Consider the following 23,910-nt stretch of genomic DNA (forward strand, 5'->3'; position numbering starts at 1 on the left):
GCTATCAGCCTCCCTCAAAATGTGGCGATCAAAACGCGCGGGAGAAGGAATAGTTTCCCGATATTCCTGTCAGGCGATTGGCATTAGCCTTGCTTCGCGTCTCAGGAGAGTTACGGAGTGTATCCTGATGAAACGTCTGATCGCCTCACTTGTCCTGTCTGCCCTGCCCTTTTCGGCCGCCGCTTCGCCAGACCTTGCGCGGGATTGGGGGACGAAGGCGAGTGCGCTTTACGAGGATACGATCGAGCTCCTCGAAAGCGATTCCGGCATTCCCGACAGCTATGAGACCGAGATTGGCCGCTTTGCGCTGACCGCCGGGCGTCTGGGCAGCTGGATCGATGGCTCAGGCGGCCCGTCAGACCTTGGATGCATTTTTCGCGGCATGGCCGAGGAAGGCGAGACGCAGCTCATGGCGCTGGAAAGCGCTGACACACCGGATGCCCGCGAAGATAGCCTGAAGCGTCTCGCGACCATGTTTTCCGACGCGGAAGCGATTGCCGCAGCCGCCGCTTTATCGGCTGATAAGGGCCGCCCCACCGAGCTGCATGCAGGTCAGAACAGCTGCGCAGCGAACTCAGCCGCGACCCACGCTGTCCTGCAATAAGCATTACAGCTGCCCCATTCTGGGACAGTTTATTTTTCTGCAGATAGTTTGGAACGGTCTCGCCCCCTCGCGCATAGTCTAGGTCAGGAAGGCAGAATGCCTTTCCAATGACAGACCAGCTGCGGGCAGAAAGCCCGCAGCCTGTCCTATTCCCCCGCACGGCCAGAATGGCTGCGTCCCCAAAAAGCCGGACCTGGTGACAGAATGCACCCCGGCACTTTTTGCGGCGTTATCGGGCGGCGTTTTACCCGAAAATCAGGACTTTTCGAAACGGGCCTTGAAGGCTTCCGGATCGAAGAATCGGATGATGCCGGACTGGCTTCCCGTCGCCATCAGCGTGCCATCGTCGGCGAACATGGCGACGCGGCCATGCACAAAGCCATTGTGCACGCCCTCAATCTGGATGTCGCAGCAGACCCATTCAGTCTCAACGATCTGATGAATGCGCAGCGTATTGTCGAGCGAGTTTGCGCCCGCCGGAAGGCCGAGCGCGTGGCTGGTGCCTGAGGGGACGAAGTCATTGATGATGGCCAGCATGGCCGAGTCGATCGAGTGCCCGGTCTTTGACCGGCCCCAAAGGACGACGCGGCCATCCTTGCTGCTGCCGCCTTCAATGGAGCGGTCAGGCGAATAGCGCCCCTGCGCGACGCGCATGTCGAGATAGTGGTGCAAGTCGACATTGTGCTTGTCGAAGCGCGGCATGGGCGGGCAGTCCTCTGGCCGCGCCACATCCGGCTTGGTCTGCCATTGCTGGGAGTGTTCGGACTCGCGCTCACCGACGGCCGCGTTCACCGTGAAGATCTCGCGGTCCTTGATATGGCCGAGGACACGCGCCTGGGTGATGTTCTTGCCAACCACGGGCGAGCGGACGTCAACATCAAGAACATCCGGTGGGTTCGCAAAAGAGAGATACTGCGCTGTTGCCCAGATGCAGGGGCGCCCTGTCGTGCGCTCCAGCGCGGTAATCGCCGTGCCGAGACCTACCCCGCCAAAAAGGAATTTCTTGCCGGGAGGGCCGACGCAATAGCGCTCCTCAACCGGCAAATACCAGCGATAGGGATTGTGGGTCGATTTCAGGTCGATGAAGGGCGCGTCTGTCATGGCGTTGGGCTTTAGCGCAATTTTTGCTGCCATGAAAAGCCGCTTGGAAGATGACGCAGCGTCTAGCGCTTTTTCCGAGGCGAGTGGCGAGCCCTGAGGCCCCTGAGCCGTCTTGACGGCACACCAGAACATGCAACTAGTCGAGGCTCGACGATCTATCGGGGGACAGAAATGATCAAACCATCGCAATCACGCCTAACATCTCGTTCGCTCAAGACCGCCCTGACTTTTGCTCTCTTCGTGGGGATGATGGGGCAGCTAGGCGCCAATTCGCAAACCAAGGAACAGTACTACCAGGCGGGCGTGTCGGCCTACCAAGCGCAGAATTTCACTCAAGCCTTCACGTTCTTCAAAACATCGTGCGACGCTGGCTATGCGTATGGATGTGCCTATCTCGGCGCGATGTACCAGGGCGGCCAAGGCGTTGAAAAGGATCGCTCAACTGCTCGCATCTATCACGACAAGGCATGCGCGGCCGATATGGCGTCGGCCTGCTTCAATCTCGGTGTATTGCAACGTGATGCGGAAGGCGGGCCTGCTGACCCGGTGAAAGCACGCGAAAGTTTCTCCAAAGCCTGCGCGATTGGGCAGAATTACTTCTGCTTCGACTATGGGAACATGCAGGTTTTCGGGGACGGCGGTCCAGTCGACATGACGGGCGCCCGGAGCAGCTTTACCGTGAGCTGCGCCGACGATCACAACACGTCATGCTTCAACCTGGGTATGATGCAGGCAAAAGGTGACGGCGGGCCGAAAGAAGCCGAGGCAAGCGCAGCGAATTTCGCGAAGGCATGCACTCTCGGGTTCGAAAGAGCCTGCGTTTTCGCAGACGTCAGCGCTCCTTAGGGTCGAGTGCGTCGCGCAGGCCGTCGCCGATGAAGTTAAGGCAGAGCAGCGTCACCGCCATCAGGATGGCCGGGGCCATGAGCAGCCATGGCTTGTCCTGCATTTCCTTGGCACCGTTCGAGATCAGCACGCCGAGCGAGGTCAGCGGCTCATTCACGCCGAGGCCGAGGAAGGAGAGGAAGCTCTCTGCCATGATGACGACCGGTATGGTCAGCGTCACATACACGGCTACCGGGCCGACCACATTTGGCAGGATGTGGCGGCGGATAATCGCCGGGCCGGACACGCCTGCGGCGCGGGCGGCCTCGATGAATTCCTTGCCCTTGATGGCGAGGGTCTGGCCACGCACGATCCGGCTCATCGTCAGCCACTCCACAGCGCCGATGGCGGCGAAGATCAGAATGATGTTGCGGCCGAAAACGGTCAGCAGCAGGATCACGAAGAAGATGAAGGGCATGGCGTAGAGCACGTCCACGAACCGCATCATGAGGTTGTCGGTGCGCCCGCCAACATAGCCGGCAATTGCGCCCCAGGTGACGCCGATGACCAGCGAGACGAGCGTTGCGACCATGCCCACGGCCAGCGAAATGCGAAGGCCGAGCAGGTTACGCGCGACAAGGTCTCGGCCCTGCTCATCGGTGCCAAGCAGGTGCCAGTTCTCGAAAGTCGGGGCGAGTTCTGTCTGCGCCGAGATGCGGCTATAGTCGTGCACCCACAGCATCGGACCGAAAGCGGCGAGGAAAATCATCACGCCGAGCACCCACATGGAGATGACGGCCGCCTTGTTGTTGAACAGGCGGCGCTTGGCGTCATCCCAGAGCGAGCGACCGCCCGCGAGCGCCTGTTCGACCGGATCCTTCCGGCCTGTCATGTCCAGTGTGTCGACCATCAGTCGTATTTCACTTTCGGATCGAGGAGTGCGTAGAGGATGTCGGCGATCAAATTGAACAGCACGATCAGCGTTGCGTAGATGATCAGCGCGCCCATCACGAGCGTGTAGTCACGGTTGATGGCGCCGTCGACGAAGTAAGACCCCATACCCGGCAGGCCGAAGATACGCTCGATGACGAGTGAACCGGTCATAACGCGGGCCATGGCGGGACCAGCATAGGAAACAAGCGGCAGGATCGCGGCTGGCAGGACGTGACGCATGATGACTTCACGCTCTGGCAGGCCCTTGGCACGGGCGGTGCGCACATGAGGCGAGCGCATTGTCTCGATCGTCGAGGCACGCATCAGACGCGAAATGATGGCGATCTGCGGCAGGGCGAGCGTCAGGACCGGCAGGGTCATATTATTGAAGCTCATCCCGATATTCGGATACTCCCCCAGACCGCCGACAGCGAACCAGCCTGCGCCCAGCGCAAAGGCGAGAATCAGGAGCGGGCCGGTCACAAATGTTGGGATCGAGATGCCCGCCATGGCGAAGCCCATCACGGTGTAGTCACCAGTCGTATTCTGGCGAAGGCCGGCAAAAATACCCATGGCCGTACCAACAATGAGGGCGACCAGCATCGCCAGCGAGCCGATGGCTAGACTGACTGGAAGACCGTCGGCGATCAGGTCGTTCACGCTCTTGCCGAGCGTCTTCATCGAAGGGCCGAAATCGCCCTGGACGACGCCCAGGAGGTAATCAACGAACTGTTTCCAGAGCGGCTGGTCCATGCCGAACTTGGCGGCGATGGCCGCTTCGGTGGCTGCATTCAGCTTGCGTTCGCCGTCAAACGGACCGCCGGGCGCCAAACGCATCATGAAGAAAGCGACCGCGATAATGACGAGAAGTGTCGGGATCGCGAAGAGCAGACGCCTGATCACATAGGCCCAAGGAATGCGGGAAAGGCTTCGCTGCAGCGCTGACACGTAAGGAAACTCTCAGGCGATGTTCAAACATAGGCGACAGGCGGACTTGGCAGCCCGCCACTGGCTTCCTAGGTTCACGCCAGACGAATGCTTGTCAACGCTACATGACACCGAGGTACCAGATGGCCGATATCCGAAACGTGACAGACAGTTTTTCTGTCGCGCCGCAAATCTCTGAAGACGATGTAGACGCCATCGCCAAGGCTGGTTTCAAGACCATCATTGCCAACCGCCCTGATGGTGAAGGCGGCGTTGATCAGCCGCGCATGGGCTCTATCCGAGCCCGCGCAGAAGAGCTTGGTCTGACCTTTGTGGCACTGCCTTTTTCGGGTGCACCGACACCGGAGATCATCGAGCGCATGAACTCGATCCTCGCCGAGGCCCCTGCCCCGGCCCTTGCCTACTGCCGCACGGGTACGCGCTCGATCACGGCCTGGGCCCTCAGCCATGGCGGACAGGGCCAATCGGACGAAATCATCGAAGCTGGCGCAGGCGCTGGCTACGACCTCTCCGGTCTGAAGCCCCTTCTCTAGCTTGACGCGTTTCAGCGCAGCGGCAGTAAAAGTTTGATCACGAAACTTCAGGGCTTTATGAATTGAAGCTCAGAGGAAGTCGTGCGATTCCGGCATCGGTAACTAGCTCACCGCAGCCCGCACGCAGGGGATAATGCATGTCCAGAAACTGGCTGGCAGATTTCAAATACGAAGATGGCGCCTGGCTCGTGAAGAAGACGGGCCACCGCGTGCCTGCTAATCGCCAGCTCGCGAACGACATTTTCACCTGGCTGACCTTTTACACCATGGCTCAGTCCTGGCGTACCTGGCGCCGCATTACCGGGCACAAGCGCCCGACCATCGCCTTCCATCCTGACAAGCCGCGCCCCTGGTACTTCATCTGGCCGGTGATGCATGCTTCCGGCGCAAAGCTTATCTCTGACGTCTCGCAGGCCGACATCGTCTTCCAGTTCGACGATTCAACCCATGTCGACGCGAGCAAGCCGAAAACGAAGCCCGGCACCCGCCTGGTCAACTTTGGCTGTAACGATATTTCCAAATCCTGCGTCGCTGAGAGCTTCGAGCTCGCTGCAGGCTATGGCCTGAAAGTCGATCCGCTCAGCTATGAAGGGCCGATGGTCGAAAAGTCCGAGAAGAATGCCTGCCATGATGGCCGCATCATCGAAGGTCCGATGGAGCCGCTCGACGGCAAGACCTATCAGCGCCTCATCGACAATGAGATCGAAGGCGGCCTCGTCGAAGACCTGCGCTGCTGCATCGTTGGCGGCGCACCGACTGTGGTGTTCCGGAAGCGCCGGCCCATCGCACGCCGCTTCCTGAACGAGAATGTCGACGTCATCCTCGACGAACCGCGCAAATGCTACTCGGCCGAGGAAATCGAGGTCATCACGGCCTTCGCGAAGGAAATCGGCCTTGAGTGGGGCGGCGTGGATGTGCTGCGCGACCGCAAGTCCGGCAAGATCTTCATCGTCGACGCGAACAAGACGGATATGGGCCCGCCAGTTGCCCTCAATCTGGGCGACAAGCTGAAGGCGACCCGGCGCATGGCGCGCGCTTTCGTCCTGGCCTTCGCGCCGCGCCGCAACGCCTAGAACGGGCAATCCAGTTTTTCACAATTCAAGGTGAGGGAGTTCACTTGGGAATTCCATACATCAAGGAAATCGACTTCGAATATGGCAAGGTCGAGCAGGTCTCTCCGCTCATCCGCCGCGTGGTCGCAAATAATCCGGGTCCGTTCACCTTTGTCGGCACCGGGGTCTACATCATCGGGCACGGCAAGGTCGCCGTGATCGATCCGGGCCCTGAACTGGCAGAGCATTTCGACGCCCTCAAAGAGATCCTGAAGAACGAGACGATCACGCATGTGCTCGTCACACATGGCCACTCTGATCATTCGCCTCTCGCAAAGCCGCTCGCCAACTGGGCCGGCTGTCTGACCTATGCGAAGAATTCTGGCGTGCCGACCGCCAAGGGTGAGCTTGGCTCTGCCGACGATCTTGGCTTTATGCCGGACGTGCAGATCGGCGATGGCGATGTGATTTCGGGTCCCGGCTGGACACTGGACGTGATCGAGACGCCCGGCCACACCTGCAATCATCTCTGCTTTGGTCTGCGCGAAGAGAATGCCTGCCTGACAGGTGACCATATCATGGGCTGGTCGACGACGATCGTCGCGCCGCCGGATGGCAATATGGGCGACTATATGCGCTCGCTCGACAAGATCGAGGAGCGCAATTTCGATATCATGTGGCCGACGCATGGCTCGCCGATCCGCGAAGATGTGAATGGCTTCATCCAGTCCTATCGCAATCATCGTCTCGACCGGGAATCGGCCATCATCAAGCATCTCGAAGCGGGTGAGACCAACATCCCGAAGATGGTCGAGAGCATGTATGCCGACGTCGACAAGCGCCTGCACCCAGCGGCTGCCCTCTCCGTCCTCGGCCACATGTTGAAGCTCGTCGAGGAAGGGCGCGTCGAGACCGCCGACGCCAGCCCAACGGTGCGCTCAGAGTTTCGCTGGAAGGCGCTGCAGCAGACGTCCTAGCGGTCGGTGCGAATGCGCCAGACAAGCTGGTCGTGCCCGGCATCGCAATTTACGGACATGAAAGCGCGGTGAGACGCGATCGCGCCGCCCCATAGCTCCTGCCAGCAAGCCAACAGATCGTCGCGTGCTGTCCCTTCGATACCGCGAGCAATCCGAAGGCCAGTCTGCGTCACCAGCACATCTTCGCCATCTCGGGTGATCTCACACGCATCACCCATACCTGCGAGAATAGAGGCCAGGAAATCGGCGGCGTTACTGGCATCGCCATCAACGGCACCGACAGCTGCCGCCAAACCCGGATATTGCTGCAGACCTGTCAGGCGTGCTGCGCGTTTGCCAAGCTCAACTGCGCGGTCCCTGCCTATGGTTTCGGAAAGCGCGCGCAGGCCATTGCGCACATATTCCATCGCGTAGTTGCGGTTCGCCTTTGCAAGGCGTTCTTCGCTCCATTCACCGGCCGGAGGCTGAGGCTGTGCCGCAGGATCATACGCTGGCGGCCTCTCATCTGGCGCGAAAACAAGCCGCTCATCGTCGGCTAGCTTGCGGTCATATTCCTTGAAGTAGCCGCAAAGGCCGAACTGCCCTGTCACGTCTTCGGAAACGCACACAAAGCCGAGCCGCAGATTTTGCAGGCTAACGCCATTCTGCGCGTACCAGCCGTTCAGAAACCCCCGGCTTGCCTCCACTGGAATGCCGCAAATGGCCGGGCCAGCATACATCCAGCGCGGATAGCGAAACCGAACCCAGGCCTTGGTTGCGCTTTCTTCCATATACTCGACGGCGACCCCACCCATCCCGTTGGACAGAACATGATACTTGGCGCAGGCGACAGCGTGCGGCTGGCCGTTGAGACCCAGCTTTTCAAAGCTCGACAGGAATTTGTCCTCGTGCTGGCGTCGGAAGAGGCGGAACATCCAGTCGTAGACGGTCTGTTTCGTCTCTTCGACGGCCACCATGAGCTGCAGGCCGAGAAAGTATTGGTGGTGAAGTTCAGCCTGGGCGGCGATTGCGTGGTTCGTGTTCATCATTCTGCCGCGACCGCTTGCGAAGCCACGCCGTCAAGTTGCCTGTCTACAACCTTGTTGAACGCATCAAGCGCCCCCTCAAACCGGCCAAACAGCATGTGGTCATTGGCGCCCGAGGCAATGCTGGCCTGAATGCTTTCACCAATCTCGAAATCCTCATCCAGCGTCGCCCGCGTGATTGCATGATTGCGCTTCCAGTGGTCAGGTCTGTCTGCCTCTCTATTGGGTGCAAGCGTCGTCATGCGCACCCGCGTCTCCCCGGCTGAAAGCGCCTCCTGATTGATCCAGGCAATATGATCGGACTGAACGAGAAGCGCCGTGTTCGGGAAGATCGTGTAGAGTATTTGCGCGTGATCTCGCAGGCGCCAGTCTTGTCGCGCTTCGGCTTCCAGTTTCGTCATGCTGGTCCGCATGAGGATTGACCGCATGTGTGATCCGATCATCCGGTAAGATGAGAGATTATCCTCGAAGTATGGGCCGATCGTGGCGCGATGAGCGACCTTGAAGTGATAGGCCTCTATTCCGCCCTCGACAAGGATCTTCCAGTTGGCCGCATGGACCGGCGCATCCTGCTGAGCGACGAACATGTCCTCGATACCGAGCGCATCCAGCTCTTCGCCAAGCGGACCGAGATGATCGTCGAGGGTGACGGGGCTGTCCTCATCTGCTGTCACCCAGATAAAGCCGTGGCGCTCTTCACAGGTCAGCCGCTTAAGTCTGAGATCTGACTTCTGCAGCCCCGCAAAGCCTTCTTCAAAGTGCGGCGCGGCAATCAGTTCGCCAGAACTTGCATACGTCCAGGCATGGTAAGGGCAAGAGAAGCGGTGCTTGCAGCCAGATTCCTCCTCCACAAGTCGGGTACCCCGATGGCGGCAGACATTGAGAAAGGCGTTCGCCCGCCCAGCCTTGTCGCGCGTCAACAGGACCGGAAGACCGGCAACTTCGCGCCTTAGGAACGCGCCTGCCCCTGATAGCTCGCTTGTGTGCGCTGCAATCGTGGGGAGTCTGCGGAAGATATGCTTACGCTCCAGCTGGAAGCGCGCTTCACTGAGATAGTGGTCAACCGGGTTCCTCGCGATCGTCTCGTCGAGAAAATGCGCCCTTTTGCTTTTCAGCGCCAGCAATTCATCGATGAGTTCAAGCTCGAGCTGACGGTCCATGGCGTCCTCCTGATTGCTGATACTTACCGCTTGGTAAGTCCCTTAACTTACCGTATGGTAGGTCGTCAAGGCGCACGGGAAATATCGATGGCAAGAGACACGCGAGAACAGTTGCTCGACACCGCTGAGACGCTCTTTGCAGAACGTGGATTTTATGGCGTGAGCATCGCCGCCATCGCAGATGAGCTCGGCCTGACAAAACAGGCGCTACTTCACCACTTCGGGACCAAAGAGAAACTGTATGGTGAAGTGCTGAAGCGGATATCAGATCGCTTTGACGCCCTTGAAGACAACCGCGATCAGGCGCCGGAAGAGGTGTTTGCCGCCTATCTCAGAAACCTGAACACCTGGTCTCACGCCCAGCCGCAGCAAACCGCGCTTCTAATGCGTGAGCTTCTTGATAACCGCCAACGGGCCGGATCGGCGGGTACCTGGTATCTGAAACCCTTTCTGGACCGATTGGCGGACAAGGTGCTGGCACTGGAAAAGTGGCAGGACGCCACGCGCCCGCAGGGGCTGGCGATGGCTTACCAGCTTCTTGGTGCCATCAACTACTTCTCCGTATCGGGCCCCACCCTGACCGGCATTTTTGGGTCAAGCTTCTATGGTGACCTCGAAAGTGCTCATGAGAACCAGTTAGCGCTCCTGATCGAAGCCGCAATCGGTTCAGGTCCTCCGGGCTAGAAGCCGAGCCTTTTCGCGATCGCTTTCACCTTGTCGGCACGCCCGGGTGCGGACCGGTTCACCAGCCCCCAGTAACGCTCCAACGTCGCCGGGTCAGCCTTTTCCGGTGAGCCGCTTTCGAAAGGCGGCTGCGGGTCATACTCGATAGACAGCTGGATGAATCTGGCGTGGTCTTCGCCTCTGATCTTTGCCGCGAGCGCGAGACCAAAATCGATGCCGGACGTTACCCCGCCGCCGGTGACGCGGTTGCGGTCAAAGACGACACGCTGCTTCACTGGCTCGGCGCCGAAGAAGGCGAGCTGGTCATGCGACGCCCAGTGGGTCGTGGCGCGGTAGCCCTTCAGGAGGCCCGCCGCGCCGAGCACGATGGAGCCCGTGCAGACGCTGGTGACCCAGCTTGCGTCAGCGCCCACCTTGCGGACCCAGTTCAAGACCTCTTCGTCTTGGATGACTTCCATCGTGCCAAAACCGCCCGGCACGCACAGGATGTCGGCGCTTTGGGTTTCGGCGAATGTTCTGGTCGGCAGCAATGCAAACCCCGCATCCGTCGGCACCGGGTCTTTTGTCTTCCAGACCAGATCGACGGTCGTGTTGCCGAGCCGCGAGAGCACCTGCGCCGGGCCTGTCAGGTCAAGCTGGGTGACGTTTGGAAAGACGAGAAAAGCGACAGAAATTGGTGAAAGCTCAGACATGGGCAGCCCTCCTTTGAAAGGTGAGGTTCATGCCCAGGCGCACGGCGGATCAGCGCCGCGCTCCCCGGTGGTAAACCACCCAAGCGCCAGTTACGCGGCTTTGCCAGCATATAGTGGTTTTACGTCATCGTCGATTGATGGCGATGCCCCCTTCGACCCGCATCCGCGGGCCACTTCCCCCGCAAGCGGGGGAAGAAGGGTAACCTATCAACGTATTGCCACCCTCCCCCGTGGACGGGGGAGGTGCCCGGTCCTTCGACAGGCTCAGGATGAGGGGCGGAGGGGGGCGTACTCATGCATTGAATACAAAACGCAAACCTACCCTCTCCCGTTCTCCCAGGAAAGCTGGGACCCATGGCGGTTGAGAGGCGACGGCCCAGCCGCCATGGACCCCACCTTTCGGTGGGGAGGCGGTATTCTTGAGTGCCAGGCGAGAAGTCGCAGATCTAAGGCTGGCGACGGCCGTCTGCGCGCGATTCCAATTCGTCCATGAAGGTGGAGACGCGGCGGGCGTTCATGCCGAGGTCGGAGAGGCCGACGCGGCTGATGGAGCGCATGTCGACGCGGGTCGCTCCTTCAACGGCACGGATGCGGATGGCGACATCATCCTTGAAACCGAACCAGGTCGAGGTTTCGGTTGCTTCCAGCATGGTGCGCTCGACATCCTGACCGGTTTCGGGACGCGAGAAGATGTCCCAGCCGCGATCCTCTGCAATCTGGAGTGCGTAGGACGCAATCTCACCCGGCGACTGGTCGAAATAGACCGGTTCAATCGGGCGGTCATAGGCAGGCTCGACCGTCTCACCGTCCACGGTGCGTTCGCGCTCAGCCTCTTCCTGCACTTCCGCGACGCGGCGCCCACCCATGCCGGGCCACCGGCCCTCAGCGCTCTCATCAATGGTTGGGTCGTCCTGTACTTCATTGAGCGCGCCGTCGCTGCGGCGCTGGGCAATGAGCGATTCAGAAAGGGCAATCGGCTCTGACCAGTCGGTCTGAACATCGTGGATCGGCGGAAGCGATCCGGCCTGCGCCCCGAAGCCAGCAATCCGGAAGAAGACCATGAGCGCGATGAGAAGCGCCGCCAGCGCCAGCAGTGCGGGCTGGAAGCGAGGTGCCTTGATCAGTGCAATGATGAACGCGACGACGGCAAGGCCAAGCGCGAAGAAGGTAAGGATAGGCCCCCAGCTGAGGATCATCTTGCCAAGGCCGAACTGCCAGCCCCAGAGCCCGAACTTTGAGCCAAGCGCGGCAGCCGCAAACCAGAGCACCGTGAAGATCGACACGCCGAGCGCGGCGCCCGCGACGGTCAGACGCCATCCACCCTTATTCGTCGTATCGCTCATTCCAGCCTCCCGAACTGTACTTATCAGAACGCGCCGAGATTTATCTCAGCGCTTTGCTTTTACAAACCTTCCCCTTGAGGAAGCGGCAGTTATCGCGTCTGGCCGCCATCGACAGGGATGATGGCACCGGTCACGAAACTTGCCCGATCGCTGAGAAGGTAGGCTGCCGCCGACCCGATCTCTTCCGGTTTGCCGAAGCGCTGGAGCGGGACTTCGCGGCGAATCCATTTCTTCCAGACATCGCCGCGCTCACCCTCGCTGCGCTCTTCCCAGGCGCCGCCCGGGAAGATGATATTGCCTGGCGAGATCGCATTGATGCGGATGCCGGCTGGCCCGACGACACGGGCAAGCTCCTTGACCATATGGTTCATCGCCGCCTTGGCGGTGCCATAGGTGAGCGGCGTGCCGAGCGCGCCCATGCCCGCGATGGAGGAAATGGCCACAATCGACCCTTGTCCGCGTGGCTCCATCTTGCGCAGGCAGGTGCGGGCGAGACGGAAGGCGCTATCGAGATTTTGCTGCATCCCGGCCGTCCAGGTGTCGTCATCGACATCGAAGCCCGGTGGGCAAGGATGAAGACCGACATTGGCGACCGCGCCCCAGAGCGGACCAAACTCGTTTTCGATGGCGTCGACCATCTCTTCGAGCGTCTTTGTTTCGCGGAGGTCGCCAGCACGCGCCCAGAGGCGGTCCTCGCCATACTGGCTGGCGAGGCGGGCGCGTTCTTCTTCCAGCTTCTCGGCGCCGCGCGCCGCAATGGCCACGCGCGCGCCTTCTTCCAGAAGCGTTTCCACGATCCCGAGGCCAATGCCGCGGCTAGCGCCCGCGACAAAGACCACCTTGTCCTTCAGGTTCAGATCCATCCGGTCAGGCCGTTGGCAGCTTGTAGTCTGCGAACATCTCGCGGAGTTTCAGCTTGTTGATCTTGCCGGTCGCGCCGAGCGGGATCTCATCGACGAACTGGACATCATCAGGCGTCCACCATTTGGCGATCTTGCCCTCGAGCTGTTTCAGCACGTCTTCCTTGCTTGGGTTTTCACCCGGTGCAGGCTGCACGATCAGGAGCGGGCGCTCATCCCATTTCGGGTGATAGATGCCGATCGCCGCAGCGTTCGCCACTTTCGGGTGACCGACAGCGAAGTTCTCAATGTCGATGGAGCTGATCCACTCACCGCCGGACTTGATGACGTCCTTGGCGCGGTCGGTGATCTGCATAGTCGAGTACTGGTCGAGCGTCGCGACATCGCCTGTGTCAAACCAGCCATCGCCATCAATCGCGAGTTCATCGGCCTTGAAGTAGGATTTCGAGATGGCCGGGCCACGGCAGACAAGGCGGCCAGACGTCTTGCCGTCGCGCGGCAGCGTCTTGCCTTCATCGTCGATGATCTTGAGCTCCACACCAAATGGCGGACGGCCCTGCTTGAGCTTGAATTCCATCTGCTCTTCGTGGGAGGCGTCGATCAGGCTTGGCGGCAGTGCGCCGAGCGTGCCCATCGGCGACAGCTCGGTCATGCCCCATGCGTGGAAGACGTCGACATCATAGTCTTCTTCGAAGGCGCGCAGGATCTTTTCAGGCACAGCCGAGCCGCCAATCACGACCTTGCGAAGGTGCGGGAGCTTCAGATTGTTTTCCTGAAGATAGGTGAGCAGTAGCAGCCAGACGGTCGGCACAGCGGCCGTGATCGTGACCTTCTCCTTGTCGAGGAGCTCATAGATCGCCTTACCGGACATGTCCGCGCCCGGCATGACCAGCTTCGCGCCGGTCGCCGGGCACGCAAAGGCAAGGCCCCAGGCATTGGCGTGGAACATTGGCACGACCGGCAGAACCACGTCTGCTGCGCCCATGCCGAGCGTATCGACGCCCATGGTGATGAAGGTGTGAAGCACGTTGGAGCGGTGCGAGTAGAGCACGCCCTTCGGATTGCCCGTCGTACCGGATGTGTAGCAAAGGCCGCAGGCAGTCTGCTCATCAAAGTCGCCCCAGACGACATCAGTCGACTTGCCCTTGATCCACTCTTCATAGGAAACCGCGCCAAGAGAATTCTCCGGCATGTTCTCCGGAGAGGTCAGGATGATGAACTTCTCGATCGTCTTGATCTGCGGCTTTGCCGCTTCGACCAGCGGCAGGAAGCTCGTATCGAACATCAGGATACGGTCTTCGGCATGGTTTGCGATCCAGGCGACCTGATCGGGATGAAGGCGCGGATTGATCGTGTGCAGCACAGCGCCGATGCCCATCGTGCCATACCAGGCTTCCATGTGGCGGGCTGTGTTCCAGGCCAGCGTCGCAACGCGGTCGCCGAGCTTGATGCCCTCTTCCTTCAGCGCGGAGGACACCATCTTGGCGCGTTCATGGATCGCTTTGTAGGTCGTACGCGTGACATTGCCTTCGACTTCGCGGGTGACGATCTCGCGGTCGCCATGATTGTGAGCGGCATGGTCGAGCACCTTGTCGACGGTCAGCTGCCAGTTTTGCATCAAGCCGTGCATGTTCTTTCCTCCATAATTTTTTCACGGGTTTCCGTGGCGTTCGGTTTCTTCTATGTCCCAGCTACTTCTACGGCAAGCGATGGCGAGCGAGGTCAAATGTCCCAGACACATTTTCTAATGGGCGCCCTGTTTCTGGGCTCCGTTCTTGCTGGCTGCAACGAGACCGCAACCGCCCCTGCGGAGACATCCGAAACCGCGGCAGCGGAATCGCCTGTCGAAACCGATCAGTCAGCGCCCCCTGTTTCGAGCGGCCGTGACCTTCCCCGTCTCTTTGACTGTGTCCGCGAAGAAGGCGGCGTGCTCATCGCTGCCCATCGCGGCGGCCCTGCCCCCGGTTTTCCGGAGAACGCGGTCGAAACCTTTCAGCACGCGCTAGATGCCGGTATTCCGATGATGGAGATCGACGTCGCCGAGAGCCGGGATGGTGTCCTGTTCCTTATGCATGACCGCTCCCTCACCCGCACGACGACAGGTGAAGGGCCGGTGGCCGATACAGGCTGGGGTGAGATTTCGCAGCTGCGCCTCGTCGATAATGAAGGCCGGGTCACCTCGTTCAACCCACCGACGCTGGCCGACGCGCTGGAATGGGCCGTGAAGACCGGCGGGATCCTCGAACTCGACCGCAAGGAAACAACCAGCTTCCGCAACATCATCGGTGAGGTTCGCGGCGCAGGCGCCGAGAACAATGTCATCATCATCACCTATTCGGATGAGGAAGCCTGGCAGGTCGCTGAGATTGCGCCGGACCTCATGATGACGGCAGGTGTCGGCAACCGCGCGCATGAAGCCGCCCTCCTCGAAGGCGGTGTTGATCCTGACAAGCTCGTGGCATGGACGGGTACGCGCGAGCCAAGCTTCGGCAAATGGCGCGGGCTAGCAAGCAAGGATATTGAAAGCGCCTTTGGCACGCTTGGCCGCCCGGGCGAGCGGCTCGACGATCAATACTGGGCTGATGGAGACCCGTCCGAATACGTATCACTGATAGAAAACGGGCTTGTGCTGCTTGCAACGGACACGCCGTACAGACTGGTAAGTGATGGCGGCCTTCCAACGCAATTCATAAACGCAACTGAAACCTGTTTGAGATAGACAGGTGTTGGCTCTCAGCCACGCATCAGCCCCCAAAAAGGCTTCAAAATTTTATCTTTAGAAAGATAATATTCACCTTTTCAGGCGATTAATCCTCAGTAGAAGAGCCGGTTATCGGATAGGGACACGCCTCCCGACGCTGACCAGAGTTCTGCGGAGGGGTTCGTTTGACCATGCAAAAAGCCATGCTGCGTCGACTGTACAAGCTTGGTCCGATGATCTTCGGGCTCGGCTTCCTGACCCCGCTTGCTGCACAGCTTCTGCAATCGGCCGATGTGCCGCTGCCATTTGGCATGTCGGCTCTTCTCGCCGGCTTCCTGATCGCCATGGCAATCGCCATTCCTGCACAGTTAAGGGGGCGCTGGGTCTGATGTCGAACCGTGACCTTTCCATGCTGACGCCGAAAGAACTTGCGCGCATCGAGCGTGAGATCGCCCGCAAGCATATTGGCAAGTTTCCCTGGCTGGCCGTGACAGCCGGCATCGGCGTATTCATTGGCTGGCTGGCGCTCTGGCCGCTCGTTCTAATGAATATCATTCCGGCATGGGCTGGTTTCATTGCCGCAACCATTTTCGCGATCATCGGCTATCTTCCGTCGCACGAAGCCCAGCATGACATCATTGCCCGGCCCGGCTCTCGGCTTCGATGGCTCAACGAACTGGTCGGACATGTGTCGACTGTTCCGCTTGCTCTTCCCTTCGACCTCGCGCGGGTAACGCATAGAGAACACCACCTCCACACAAACCACCCAGAGCTGGACCCGGACCACGGCTCCAGTGCGTCAGGGCCTCTCATGGCGATCTGGACCGCCATCCAGAACGTCCAGCCAAAGGGGCGGGGCGGCCACAATGCCTATAGCCGCACGCTGAAGCGTCTCGGCCGGAAAGATGTCCTGATAAGCTCAGCGCTGTACCGCGTCGCCTGGTTTCTGACCCTGTTTGCCCTTGCCTGGACCGGGCACGCCATCGAGGCAGCGGCGCTCTGGTGGCTGCCGCACCATGTCGGCTACATCTATATCCAGTATTATCTGAGCTGGGCGCCGCACCACCCGGCCAATGAGACCGCCCGCTACCGCCACACCCGCAGCTTCCGCGCCGCGCTTGGCAATATCGGATCGCTCGGCATGCAGTACCACATCGTGCACCACCTGCACCCGCGCATCCCTTTCCTGCGCACGCCCGAGGCCTACTGGGAAATGAAACCTGTTCTGGAAGCGCAAGGCGCACGGGTCGAGGACCTCTAGCGACCCGTCCACGGCGGTGCATTGCCAAAAGTTGACGCATGTGTCATTTTCTTCCTCGGGAGAAAACGCATGGCCATTGCTCTACGCACCTTGTTCAGGTTCGGACCGCTCATTTTTGCTTTCGGTTTCCTTGCGCCGCTGGCCGCGCAGATCATCGAGGCACTTGAAATCATACCTCCATTTGGTCTCGCTCCGCTGACAGTCGGGCTCGCTCTTGCCGGTCTGCTGGGGCTGGCCGCGCAATTGAGGGGGCGCTGGGTATGAGTGATCTCGCTTCGAAAAGCCAAGCAGAGCTGATGCGCATCGAGCGCGACATTGCGCGCAGACACATCGGCAAATTCCCCTGGCTCGCCGTCACATGGGCGTTGACCAATCTTGCCGTCTGGCTGAGCCTGTGGCCGCTTGTCCTGATGGGTGTCATCCCGCTCTGGGTAGGGTTTATCGTCGCCACATTGAATGTGATGCTGAGTTACCTGCCCTCACATGAGGCCCAGCATGACATCATCGCCCTGCCCGGCGCGCGGCTGCGCTGGCTGAATGAGCTTGTCGGCCATCTATCGACGATACCGCTCGTCTTGCCTTACCGGGTCGCGAAACTGACCCATCTTGAGCATCACAAGCATGCCAATGACCCTGCACTGGACCCTGACCACGGCACCAGCGCACGCGGCCCGCTCCATGCAATCTGGAAAAGCATCCTCAACCGGCAACCGGGCAACAAGAATGCCTATGGCGACACACTTGTCCGGATAGGCCGGTCTGATGTTGCGCTCGATTTCATCGCCTATGAACTGATCTTCTACGGCACGCTGTTCACACTCGCCTGGACTGGCTTCGCGTTGGAGGCAGCGTTGCTCTGGTGGCTGCCGCGTCACATCGCGCTCACCTATATCCAGTATTATCTCAGCTGGGCGCCGCATCATCCGGCCACCGAGCAGGGTCGATACCGTAACACCCGCAGCTTCCGCTCCATCCTTGGCAATATCGGCTCGATGGGGATGCAGTATCACGTCATCCATCATCTTCACCCGCGTATCCCGCTCTACAGGACGCCGCAGGCGTACTGGGAAATGAAGCCTGTCCTTGAGGCCCGCGGCGCGCGAGTGGATGAGCTCTAGCCTTTTCGACGGACCAGGCTTGAAAACCCTTTTTGTTGACGTTTCGCCCGATCAGGCGTATCTGCCCGCCCCAAGGTGAGAGACGCCTGCCGTTCGCCGGACGAAATGTCCGATGGTGAAGATCTCCGGGGCGAAAGCCTCGTCCTCCCGGAACTGTCCTTCCCATCAGGGGACCGGTCCAGCGGCAAGGCGAACATCCGCATCATGCGCCCGGTCTATCGATGTGAAAGACGAACGGAAGATGTCACTCAACATTATGACGAGAGCGCAGGCGAAAGCCCATGCGCGAGAACTACGTGCCGAGGCCGCCCAGCGCGGCGAAAGCCTCAGCCATGCCCGCGCGCTCGAAGCGGTCGCGCACAAGCTTGGCTATCGCGACTGGAACACGGCGTCAGCGCGCCTGTCGAACCAGGCCGACGTGCCGATCCAAGTCGGTGAGCGTGTGTCGGGCCGCTATCTGAAACAGCCCTTCGAAGGCCGCGTGCATGGTGTGCGCGAACTTGCCGGCGGCATGGGCTATGAGATTACACTCCACTTTGATGAACCGGTGGATGTGGTTGAATTCGATAGCTTTTCCGGCCTTCGCCAACGCGTCAGCGCGATGATTTCCGAGGAGGGAATCTCCTGGGACAAGACCAGCGATGGGGTACCGCACCTCATCGTGCAACGCGACAGCGCTGGCCTGATCTGACCTATAGGCCCGGGCGGCTCGCCTCTTTATATCCTTGCTTGTGCGCAAGTACCGGTTCGCAAACGATCCGGTTTGCTGCGAACTTGCTCTAGGGGTAGAGCCGCTCGGGTGTCCAGACGCCGTTCTTCATGGTGAATTTCAGCCGGTCATGCATGCGGAAGGCCTGGTCCTGCCAGAACTCTATGCTTTCCGGCACGACGCGGTAGCCGCCCCAATTGTCCGGACGCGGAATATCCTCGCGGCCATCATACTCCTCGCTGAGCGCGTCGATGCGCTGGGCAAAGACATCGCGCGATGGCAGCGGGCGGGACTGATCGGACGCTATCGCGCTGATCCGGCTCGCCTTGGCGCGTGAGGCGAAATACTCGTCGGCTTCAGCTTCCGGCACAGAGATGACGCTGCCGCGCACACGAACCTGCCGGCGCAGAGACTTCCAGTGAAAACCGAGCGCCGCATGCGGGCTCGCCTTCAGCTGTTCGCCCTTGGCACTGTCAAAATTGGTGTAGAAGGTGAAACCCTCCTCACCGACAGACTTCAGAAGCACGACGCGCACGTCCGGGCGCCCGTGAGCGTCAACCGTAGCAAGCGACATGGCGTTGGAGTCGTTGAGCTCTTTCTCACGCGCCGTCGCCATCCAGTCTCTGAACAGGGTAAGCGGGTCAGCCACGTCCGGGATCAGCGGATTGCCTTCACTGTCGCGCTTATAGTCCGCCTCTGTCGGCGTTGGCGGGATGACACTGTTGTCGCTCATCTTCTGCTCTTTCAGTCGTGATCAGGCGAGGATGCCGCCATCTACGCGCAGCACCTGGCCGGTAATATAGTCTGCCTTGTCCGAGGCGAGGAATGCGACAGCATCAGCAATGTTCTGTGCACTGCCCCAGCGCCCTTCCAGCGGAATGACCTTGGCGATGCCCGCCATCGTCTTCTCCCGATCGACCCGCCCGCTTTCGAAGGCGGTCGTCCACATGCCATCATCGATCACACCTGGCGCGACAGCGTTCACGCGGACCCCTGCCCGGCCGAGATCGATCGACATATTGCGCGTCATGGAATTCACCGCGCCCTTGGAGGCCGAATAGGCGATCTGGCCGATACTGCCCGTGCTGGCCGAAACGGAAGAGATGTTGACGACATTGCCCTTTCGCGACTTCAGGCTGTCAGTCAGCGCGTCGGTGAGCAGGATCAGATTGCGGACATTTACATTAAGCGTGTTGTCGAGGCCGTCTTCCGTGACGCGGCCAGCCGGCTCATGCACGCTGACGCCGGCATTGTTCACAAGGATATCGACGGGGCCGAGCTGTTCCAGGATGGCTTCGGCCGTCGGCTTCCAGCCATCGGATGAGCCAAGGTCAGCGTGAATAACGACCGGCTCACCGGGCAGCTCCTTGGCGAGGTCCTCAAGCGCCTCGACACTGCGAGCGACGAGCGCAAGACGCGCGCCGCCTTCGGCCAGCGTCTTTGCGATGGCCCGGCCGATGCCGCGGCTCGCGCCGGTCACGACGGCATTCTTGCCTTTGAAGTCATAAGTCATTGCCTGATCCTCCTCGTCTTTTCTTGTCAGGAATGAGCGTATTGCGTTCGCGCGCTGCGGCAAATGGCAAACTGGCGCAGCGTGAGCGCGCTGCGGTCATGCGCGGCGCTTGCCCTCGCCCTCCAAATTCGCCATTGATGCGCGCAATAGACAGAACGCCAATGCTGGAAGGAAACCTCCCATGAAAAAGCCCGTCAAAGTTGCCGTTACAGGTGCCGCCGGTCAGATCGGTTACGCCCTGCTCTTCCGTATCGCCGCTGGCGACATGCTGGGCCCGGACCAGCCCGTCGACCTTCACCTGCTCGAAATCACCCCGGCGCTCGGCGCGCTCGAAGGCGTGACGATGGAGCTTAATGACTGCGCCTTCCCGCTGCTCAACAAGATCGTGCAGACCGACGACCCGAACGTCGCCTTCAAGGATTGCGATTATGCGCTTCTGGTTGGCGCCATGCCGCGCAAGCAGGGCATGGAGCGCAAGGACTTGCTGTCCGCCAATGGCGGTATCTTTGGCCCGCAAGGCAAGGCGATCAACGATCACGCCTCACGCGATGTGAAAGTCCTCGTCGTCGGCAACCCGGCCAACACGAACGCGCTTATCGCCCAGCAGAACGCACCGGACCTCGACCCAAAGTGCTTCACCGCGATGGTCCGTCTCGACCACAACCGCGCGATGAGCCAGCTCGCCGAGAAGACCGGCGCGCACAATACCGATATCAAGAACGTCATCATCTGGGGTAACCACTCGGCGACCCAGTATCCGGACATCCATCACGCAACGGTCAAAGGCAAAGACGCCAAGCCGCAGGTCGACGATGCCTGGTACACCGACACCTTCATCCCTGACGTGCAGCAGCGCGGCGCGGCGATCATCAAGGCGCGCGGTGCCTCCTCTGCCGCTTCGGCTGCCTCTGCCGCCATCGACCATATGCGCAGCTGGGCCCTCGGCACGCCTGAGGGTGAGTGGGTGTCCATGGGCATTCCGTCGGACGGCTCCTACGGCATCGAGCCGGGCGTGATCTATGGCTATCCATGCACCTGCAAGGACGGCAAGTATGAGATCGTCAAGGGCCTCGAGATCAATGAATTCTCGCGCGGCAAGATGGATGCAACCGATGCGGAGCTGCGCGAAGAGCGCGCCGCCGTCGAGCACCTGTTCGCCTAGCGCCTGAGGCTAACTGACAAAGACGGGCAGCCATGTCGCACAATACGTTCGGCCACCTCTTCCGCGTGACCACCTGGGGCGAAAGCCACGGGGCGGCCATCGGATGCGTGGTGGATGGCTGCCCGCCAAACCTGCCGCTGGATGAGGCTTATGTGCAGGGCTTCCTCGACAAGAGAAAGCCAGGCACCAGCCGCTTCGTGACCCAGCGCAAGGAGCCGGACGAGGTGCGCATCCTCTCCGGCGTCTTCGCTGACGACCGCACGGACGGGCAAGTCACGACCGGCACGCCCATCTCGATGATGATCGAGAATGTCGACCAGCGCTCCAAGGATTATTCGGAAATCCGGGACCGCTATCGCCCCGGCCACGCCGACTATGCCTATGACCAGAAATACGGGATCCGCGACTATCGCGGCGGCGGGCGCAGCTCTGCGCGCGAAACCGCGATGCGGGTTGCTGCAGGCGCCGTGGCGCGGCGCGTTCTCGGCGATGGCATCACGATCCGCGGCGCCGTCATCCAGATCGGCCCGCATATGATCGACCCGGAACACTGGGACTGGGACGAGACCGGCAACAACCCCTTCTGGTGCCCGGACGCCAAGACGGCCGCGCAGTGGGAAGACTTTCTGGACGAGACCCGCAAGGCAGGCTCCAGCGCCGGCGCCATTGTCGAGGTCCACGCTTCAGGCGTGCCTGCCGGATGGGGCGCACCCATCTATGGCAAGCTCGACAGCGAACTTGCTAGCGCCATGATGAGCATTAACGCCGCCAAAGGCGTCGAGATTGGCGCAGGCTTTGCCGCCGCCTCCTATTCTGGCGAGGAGAATGCCGACGAGATGCGCATGGGCAATGAAGGCGTGCGCTTCCTGTCGAACAATAATGGCGGTGTCGCAGGCGGTATCAGCACAGGGCAGGATGTCGTGGTCCGCGTCGCGATCAAGCCGACCTCATCCATCCTGTCTCAAACCCGCTCTGTGACCCGCGACGGTGATGAAGTCGATGTCCGCACCAAAGGTCGCCACGACCCCTGCGTCGGCATCCGCGCCGTCCCTGTCGCCGAAGCGATGATGGCCTGCGTCCTCGCAGACGCAAAGCTGCGTCATCGCGGGCAGCTGGGCTAAGAAATCAGAACTAATCCTGGCGCCAACTCACGAGTTTGGCGCGAGCCAACTCATTGATCGCTTTGAAAAGGACGACCTGTTCCATCGGCAGCTCGTACACCACGAGAACGTCATCCAATTCGAACGAGACCTCACAGTCGTAGCGAACTGTTCCGGGATAGCAGAGAGCAACGACTGTATCGCGGCCACTTACCTTGAAATTGCTATGGCTCGGCCGCTCGGACATGACCAATATGTCGTCGGCAGGATAGATGCGCACCAGATAGTAGTTTCCGCCATTCGCGAACCTGACTTCTGGTTCGCTGTGGTGCTCCATTTCAAAAAACTGGTCCAACATTTCATCGTATGTGCCGACCGATTTCGGCACGACCTGAATGACCACTTCGTCATCAACGCTGAAGCTGGGCTGCTTTACGCCCACGCCTTCTGTGGCTGCGTGGATCTCCGATCCTGGCAGCACAAAAAGGAATCCGTCGCCATCACCGTTTCTGAATCCAGTGAACGCCGTCACCAGCGGACTATCATAATCATATTTGGCGGGGACCACGAAGATTTCCTCGCCCACATCATAGCGGCCGCCGCACCCGGCAAGCAGTGCGCAAAGAGATGCAAATATCAGAACTGACTTGAGTGGACCCAACAGCGCCTCCCGCAGAGGTCCATAAGGCTTAACCCAAGGCTTTCACCGGGCAACAGGTCAATCTGGCGCAGACGGCACGCTGCCGTCTCCTACCCCACAAACGCCTTCTCGATGACAAACTCGGCCGGGGCGGCATTCGAGCCTTCTGTCAGACCCGCTTCCTGCATGAGATCCTTCATCTCCAGCGTCATCGGCATGGAGCCGCAGATCATCACGCGGTCCGTGGACGGATCGAGCGGCGGCAGGTCCAGCTGCTTGAACAGCTCGCCAGAGCGGATGAGATCCGTTGGGCGACCCATACGATCTGACTGCTCCTGCGTGCAGGAAGTGAACAGCTTTAGCTTGCCATGCACCATCTCACCGACGAGCGGATCATTGACGAGGTCCTCGACCAGTTTGGTGGAGTATTGCAGCTCCCCATTCTGGCGGCAGGTATGGGTGACAATGACGTCCTCGAACTTCTCATAGGTCTCCGGGTCGCGCACCAGGCTGGCGAAGGGCGCAAAACCGGTGCCCGTAGAGAACATGTAGAGGCGCTTGCCAGGCGTCAGCGCGTCGAGGACCAGCGTGCCGGTCGGCTTCTTGCCAAGCAGCACCTTGTCGCCGGGCTGGATCTTCTGGAGGCGGGAGGTCAGCGGGCCGTCCGGCACCTTGATCGAATAGAATTCGAGAGACTCATCCCAGGACGGCGAGGCCACTGAATAGGCCCGTAGCAGCGGTTTGCCGTCTTCGCGTGGCAGGCCGATCATGACGAACTCCCCAGAGCGAAAGCGGAAGCTTTGCGGGCGCGAGATGCGGAAAGAGAAAAGCCGATCGGTATAATGCTCTACCGAGAGCACAGTCTCTTCGGTTGGCGCGTTCGGATTGACGCGTGGCGCGGCAGATTGCTGGCTGGCAGTCGTCATTGTTTCGTCCCGATAATCACTGGTCGATGGGTGACATGACGGC

Annotated in this window: 27 protein-coding genes and 1 riboswitch; of the genes, 14 read left to right on the forward strand and 13 right to left on the reverse strand. The window is 60.3% G+C overall.

Annotation, left to right across the window (positions count from 1 at the left end; all coding sequences use genetic code 11):
* Positions 1 to 127 precede the first annotated feature (127 nt).
* Positions 128 to 604, forward strand: a complete 477-nt coding sequence (locus tag D1222_RS08835) for a hypothetical protein (RefSeq protein ID WP_119453901.1) — start codon at positions 128 to 130, stop codon at positions 602 to 604.
* 255 nt (positions 605 to 859) lie between these two features.
* On the opposite strand, the gene D1222_RS08840 is transcribed toward D1222_RS08835, so the two are convergent.
* A complete protein-coding gene (locus D1222_RS08840; protein WP_119453902.1) occupies positions 860 to 1,738 on the reverse strand; it encodes an acyl-CoA thioesterase in 879 nt (292 codons plus the stop codon).
* Between the two features lie 138 nt (positions 1,739 to 1,876).
* On the opposite strand from D1222_RS08840, the gene D1222_RS08845 reads away from it, so the two are divergent.
* Positions 1,877 to 2,551 carry a tetratricopeptide repeat protein gene (locus D1222_RS08845; protein ID WP_119453903.1) on the forward strand — a complete coding sequence of 225 codons (675 nt, stop codon included), beginning with the start codon at positions 1,877 to 1,879 and terminating at the stop codon, positions 2,549 to 2,551.
* On the opposite strand, the gene D1222_RS08850 is transcribed toward D1222_RS08845, so the two are convergent.
* Positions 2,538 to 3,440 (reverse strand): ABC transporter permease, encoded by a 903-nt coding sequence (locus tag D1222_RS08850; protein WP_119453904.1) that lies wholly within the window; start codon positions 3,438 to 3,440, stop codon positions 2,538 to 2,540. The genes D1222_RS08845 and D1222_RS08850 overlap by 14 nt on opposite strands.
* Positions 3,440 to 4,411, reverse strand: coding sequence for an ABC transporter permease (locus tag D1222_RS08855; RefSeq protein WP_233348620.1), 972 nt, complete (start codon positions 4,409 to 4,411; stop codon positions 3,440 to 3,442). Before D1222_RS08855 ends, D1222_RS08850 begins: the two co-directional genes overlap by 1 nt.
* Positions 4,412 to 4,533: 122 nt before the next feature.
* Here D1222_RS08855 and D1222_RS08860 point away from each other — a divergent pair, with 122 nt between their 5' ends.
* The 3 genes from D1222_RS08860 (at position 4,534) to D1222_RS08870 (ending at position 6,973) form a co-directional block, all read left to right on the forward strand.
* Entirely contained in the window at positions 4,534 to 4,944 is a 411-nt protein-coding gene (locus D1222_RS08860; RefSeq protein WP_119453905.1) for a TIGR01244 family sulfur transferase, read from the forward strand.
* 137 nt (positions 4,945 to 5,081) lie between these two features.
* Positions 5,082 to 6,017, forward strand: a complete 936-nt coding sequence (locus tag D1222_RS08865) for a hypothetical protein (RefSeq protein ID WP_119453906.1) — start codon at positions 5,082 to 5,084, stop codon at positions 6,015 to 6,017.
* 44 nt (positions 6,018 to 6,061) lie between these two features.
* Entirely contained in the window at positions 6,062 to 6,973 is a 912-nt protein-coding gene (locus tag D1222_RS08870; RefSeq protein ID WP_119453907.1) for an MBL fold metallo-hydrolase, read from the forward strand.
* Here D1222_RS08870 and D1222_RS08875 read toward each other — a convergent pair.
* Both D1222_RS08875 and D1222_RS08880 read right to left on the reverse strand, forming a co-directional pair.
* Positions 6,970 to 8,001 carry a hypothetical protein gene (locus tag D1222_RS08875; protein WP_119453908.1) on the reverse strand — a complete coding sequence of 344 codons (1,032 nt, stop codon included), beginning with the start codon at positions 7,999 to 8,001 and terminating at the stop codon, positions 6,970 to 6,972. The genes D1222_RS08870 and D1222_RS08875 overlap by 4 nt on opposite strands.
* The gene (locus D1222_RS08880; protein ID WP_119453909.1) at positions 7,998 to 9,158 is read right to left on the reverse strand and encodes an aromatic ring-hydroxylating oxygenase subunit alpha; all 1,161 of its coding nucleotides are present in this window, start codon (positions 9,156 to 9,158) and stop codon (positions 7,998 to 8,000) included. Before D1222_RS08880 ends, D1222_RS08875 begins: the two co-directional genes overlap by 4 nt.
* Before the next feature lie 87 nt (positions 9,159 to 9,245).
* On the opposite strand from D1222_RS08880, the gene D1222_RS08885 reads away from it, so the two are divergent.
* Positions 9,246 to 9,842 (forward strand): TetR/AcrR family transcriptional regulator, encoded by a 597-nt coding sequence (locus tag D1222_RS08885; protein WP_182481928.1) that lies wholly within the window; start codon positions 9,246 to 9,248, stop codon positions 9,840 to 9,842.
* Here the strand turns inward: D1222_RS08885 and D1222_RS08890 are convergent.
* The 4 genes from D1222_RS08890 to D1222_RS08905 form a co-directional block, all read right to left on the reverse strand.
* Entirely contained in the window at positions 9,839 to 10,534 is a 696-nt protein-coding gene (locus tag D1222_RS08890) for a DJ-1/PfpI family protein (protein WP_119453911.1), read from the reverse strand. The two genes, D1222_RS08885 and D1222_RS08890, sit on opposite strands and share 4 nt — an antisense overlap.
* Before the next feature lie 24 nt (positions 10,535 to 10,558).
* A riboswitch (ZMP/ZTP riboswitch) is annotated at positions 10,559 to 10,638 on the reverse strand.
* Positions 10,639 to 10,980: 342 nt separating this feature from the next.
* A complete protein-coding gene (locus D1222_RS08895; RefSeq protein WP_119453912.1) occupies positions 10,981 to 11,877 on the reverse strand; it encodes a DUF1499 domain-containing protein in 897 nt (298 codons plus the stop codon).
* A gap of 89 nt (positions 11,878 to 11,966) precedes the next feature.
* Positions 11,967 to 12,740, reverse strand: a complete 774-nt coding sequence (locus D1222_RS08900; protein ID WP_119453913.1) for an SDR family NAD(P)-dependent oxidoreductase — start codon at positions 12,738 to 12,740, stop codon at positions 11,967 to 11,969.
* A 4-nt stretch (positions 12,741 to 12,744) separates the two neighbouring features.
* Positions 12,745 to 14,367, reverse strand: a complete 1,623-nt coding sequence (locus D1222_RS08905; protein ID WP_119453914.1) for a long-chain-fatty-acid--CoA ligase — start codon at positions 14,365 to 14,367, stop codon at positions 12,745 to 12,747.
* A 96-nt stretch (positions 14,368 to 14,463) separates the two neighbouring features.
* On the opposite strand from D1222_RS08905, the gene D1222_RS08910 reads away from it, so the two are divergent.
* The 6 genes from D1222_RS08910 to D1222_RS08935 all read left to right on the forward strand — a co-directional run bounded on the left by D1222_RS08910 (position 14,464) and on the right by D1222_RS08935 (position 18,508).
* Positions 14,464 to 15,456, forward strand: a complete 993-nt coding sequence (locus tag D1222_RS08910) for a glycerophosphodiester phosphodiesterase family protein (RefSeq protein ID WP_233348623.1) — start codon at positions 14,464 to 14,466, stop codon at positions 15,454 to 15,456.
* Positions 15,457 to 15,641: 185 nt separating this feature from the next.
* Positions 15,642 to 15,827, forward strand: coding sequence for a hypothetical protein (locus D1222_RS08915; RefSeq protein WP_233348625.1), 186 nt, complete (start codon positions 15,642 to 15,644; stop codon positions 15,825 to 15,827).
* Positions 15,827 to 16,699 (forward strand): fatty acid desaturase, encoded by an 873-nt coding sequence (locus D1222_RS08920; RefSeq protein ID WP_119453917.1) that lies wholly within the window; start codon positions 15,827 to 15,829, stop codon positions 16,697 to 16,699. The genes D1222_RS08915 and D1222_RS08920 overlap by 1 nt, the downstream gene beginning before the upstream one ends.
* Before the next feature lie 69 nt (positions 16,700 to 16,768).
* Complete coding sequence (locus D1222_RS08925) at positions 16,769 to 16,963, forward strand: hypothetical protein (RefSeq protein WP_119453918.1); 195 nt, start codon at positions 16,769 to 16,771, stop codon at positions 16,961 to 16,963.
* The gene (locus D1222_RS08930) at positions 16,960 to 17,817 is read left to right on the forward strand and encodes a fatty acid desaturase (RefSeq protein ID WP_119453919.1); all 858 of its coding nucleotides are present in this window, start codon (positions 16,960 to 16,962) and stop codon (positions 17,815 to 17,817) included. Before D1222_RS08925 ends, D1222_RS08930 begins: the two co-directional genes overlap by 4 nt.
* A 241-nt stretch (positions 17,818 to 18,058) precedes the next feature.
* Positions 18,059 to 18,508, forward strand: coding sequence for a glyoxalase superfamily protein (locus D1222_RS08935; RefSeq protein ID WP_119453920.1), 450 nt, complete (start codon positions 18,059 to 18,061; stop codon positions 18,506 to 18,508).
* Between the two features lie 88 nt (positions 18,509 to 18,596).
* Here the strand turns inward: D1222_RS08935 and pdxH are convergent, their stop codons facing one another.
* Together pdxH and D1222_RS08945 are read right to left on the reverse strand one after the other, a co-directional pair.
* Positions 18,597 to 19,259 (reverse strand): pyridoxamine 5'-phosphate oxidase, encoded by a 663-nt coding sequence (pdxH, locus tag D1222_RS08940; RefSeq protein WP_119453921.1) that lies wholly within the window; start codon positions 19,257 to 19,259, stop codon positions 18,597 to 18,599.
* Between the two features lie 21 nt (positions 19,260 to 19,280).
* A complete protein-coding gene (locus tag D1222_RS08945) occupies positions 19,281 to 20,039 on the reverse strand; it encodes an SDR family NAD(P)-dependent oxidoreductase (protein WP_119453922.1) in 759 nt (252 codons plus the stop codon).
* Positions 20,040 to 20,220: 181 nt separating this feature from the next.
* On the opposite strand from D1222_RS08945, the gene D1222_RS08950 reads away from it, so the two are divergent.
* Entirely contained in the window at positions 20,221 to 21,201 is a 981-nt protein-coding gene (locus D1222_RS08950; protein ID WP_119453923.1) for a malate dehydrogenase, read from the forward strand.
* A gap of 32 nt (positions 21,202 to 21,233) precedes the next feature.
* Complete coding sequence (aroC, locus tag D1222_RS08955; RefSeq protein WP_119453924.1) at positions 21,234 to 22,322, forward strand: chorismate synthase; 1,089 nt, start codon at positions 21,234 to 21,236, stop codon at positions 22,320 to 22,322.
* A gap of 10 nt (positions 22,323 to 22,332) precedes the next feature.
* On the opposite strand, the gene D1222_RS08960 is transcribed toward aroC, so the two are convergent.
* Together D1222_RS08960 and D1222_RS08965 are read right to left on the reverse strand one after the other, a co-directional pair.
* Positions 22,333 to 22,962: a cupin domain-containing protein gene (locus tag D1222_RS08960; RefSeq protein WP_182481929.1), complete on the reverse strand. Its 630-nt coding sequence runs from the start codon at positions 22,960 to 22,962 to the stop codon at positions 22,333 to 22,335.
* An 89-nt stretch (positions 22,963 to 23,051) separates the two neighbouring features.
* Positions 23,052 to 23,867, reverse strand: coding sequence for a ferredoxin--NADP reductase (locus tag D1222_RS08965; RefSeq protein WP_119453926.1), 816 nt, complete (start codon positions 23,865 to 23,867; stop codon positions 23,052 to 23,054).
* Positions 23,868 to 23,910 lie beyond the last annotated feature (43 nt).

Source organism: Henriciella algicola (assembly GCF_003576245.1).
Classification (GTDB): Bacteria; Pseudomonadota; Alphaproteobacteria; order Caulobacterales; family Hyphomonadaceae; genus Henriciella; species Henriciella algicola.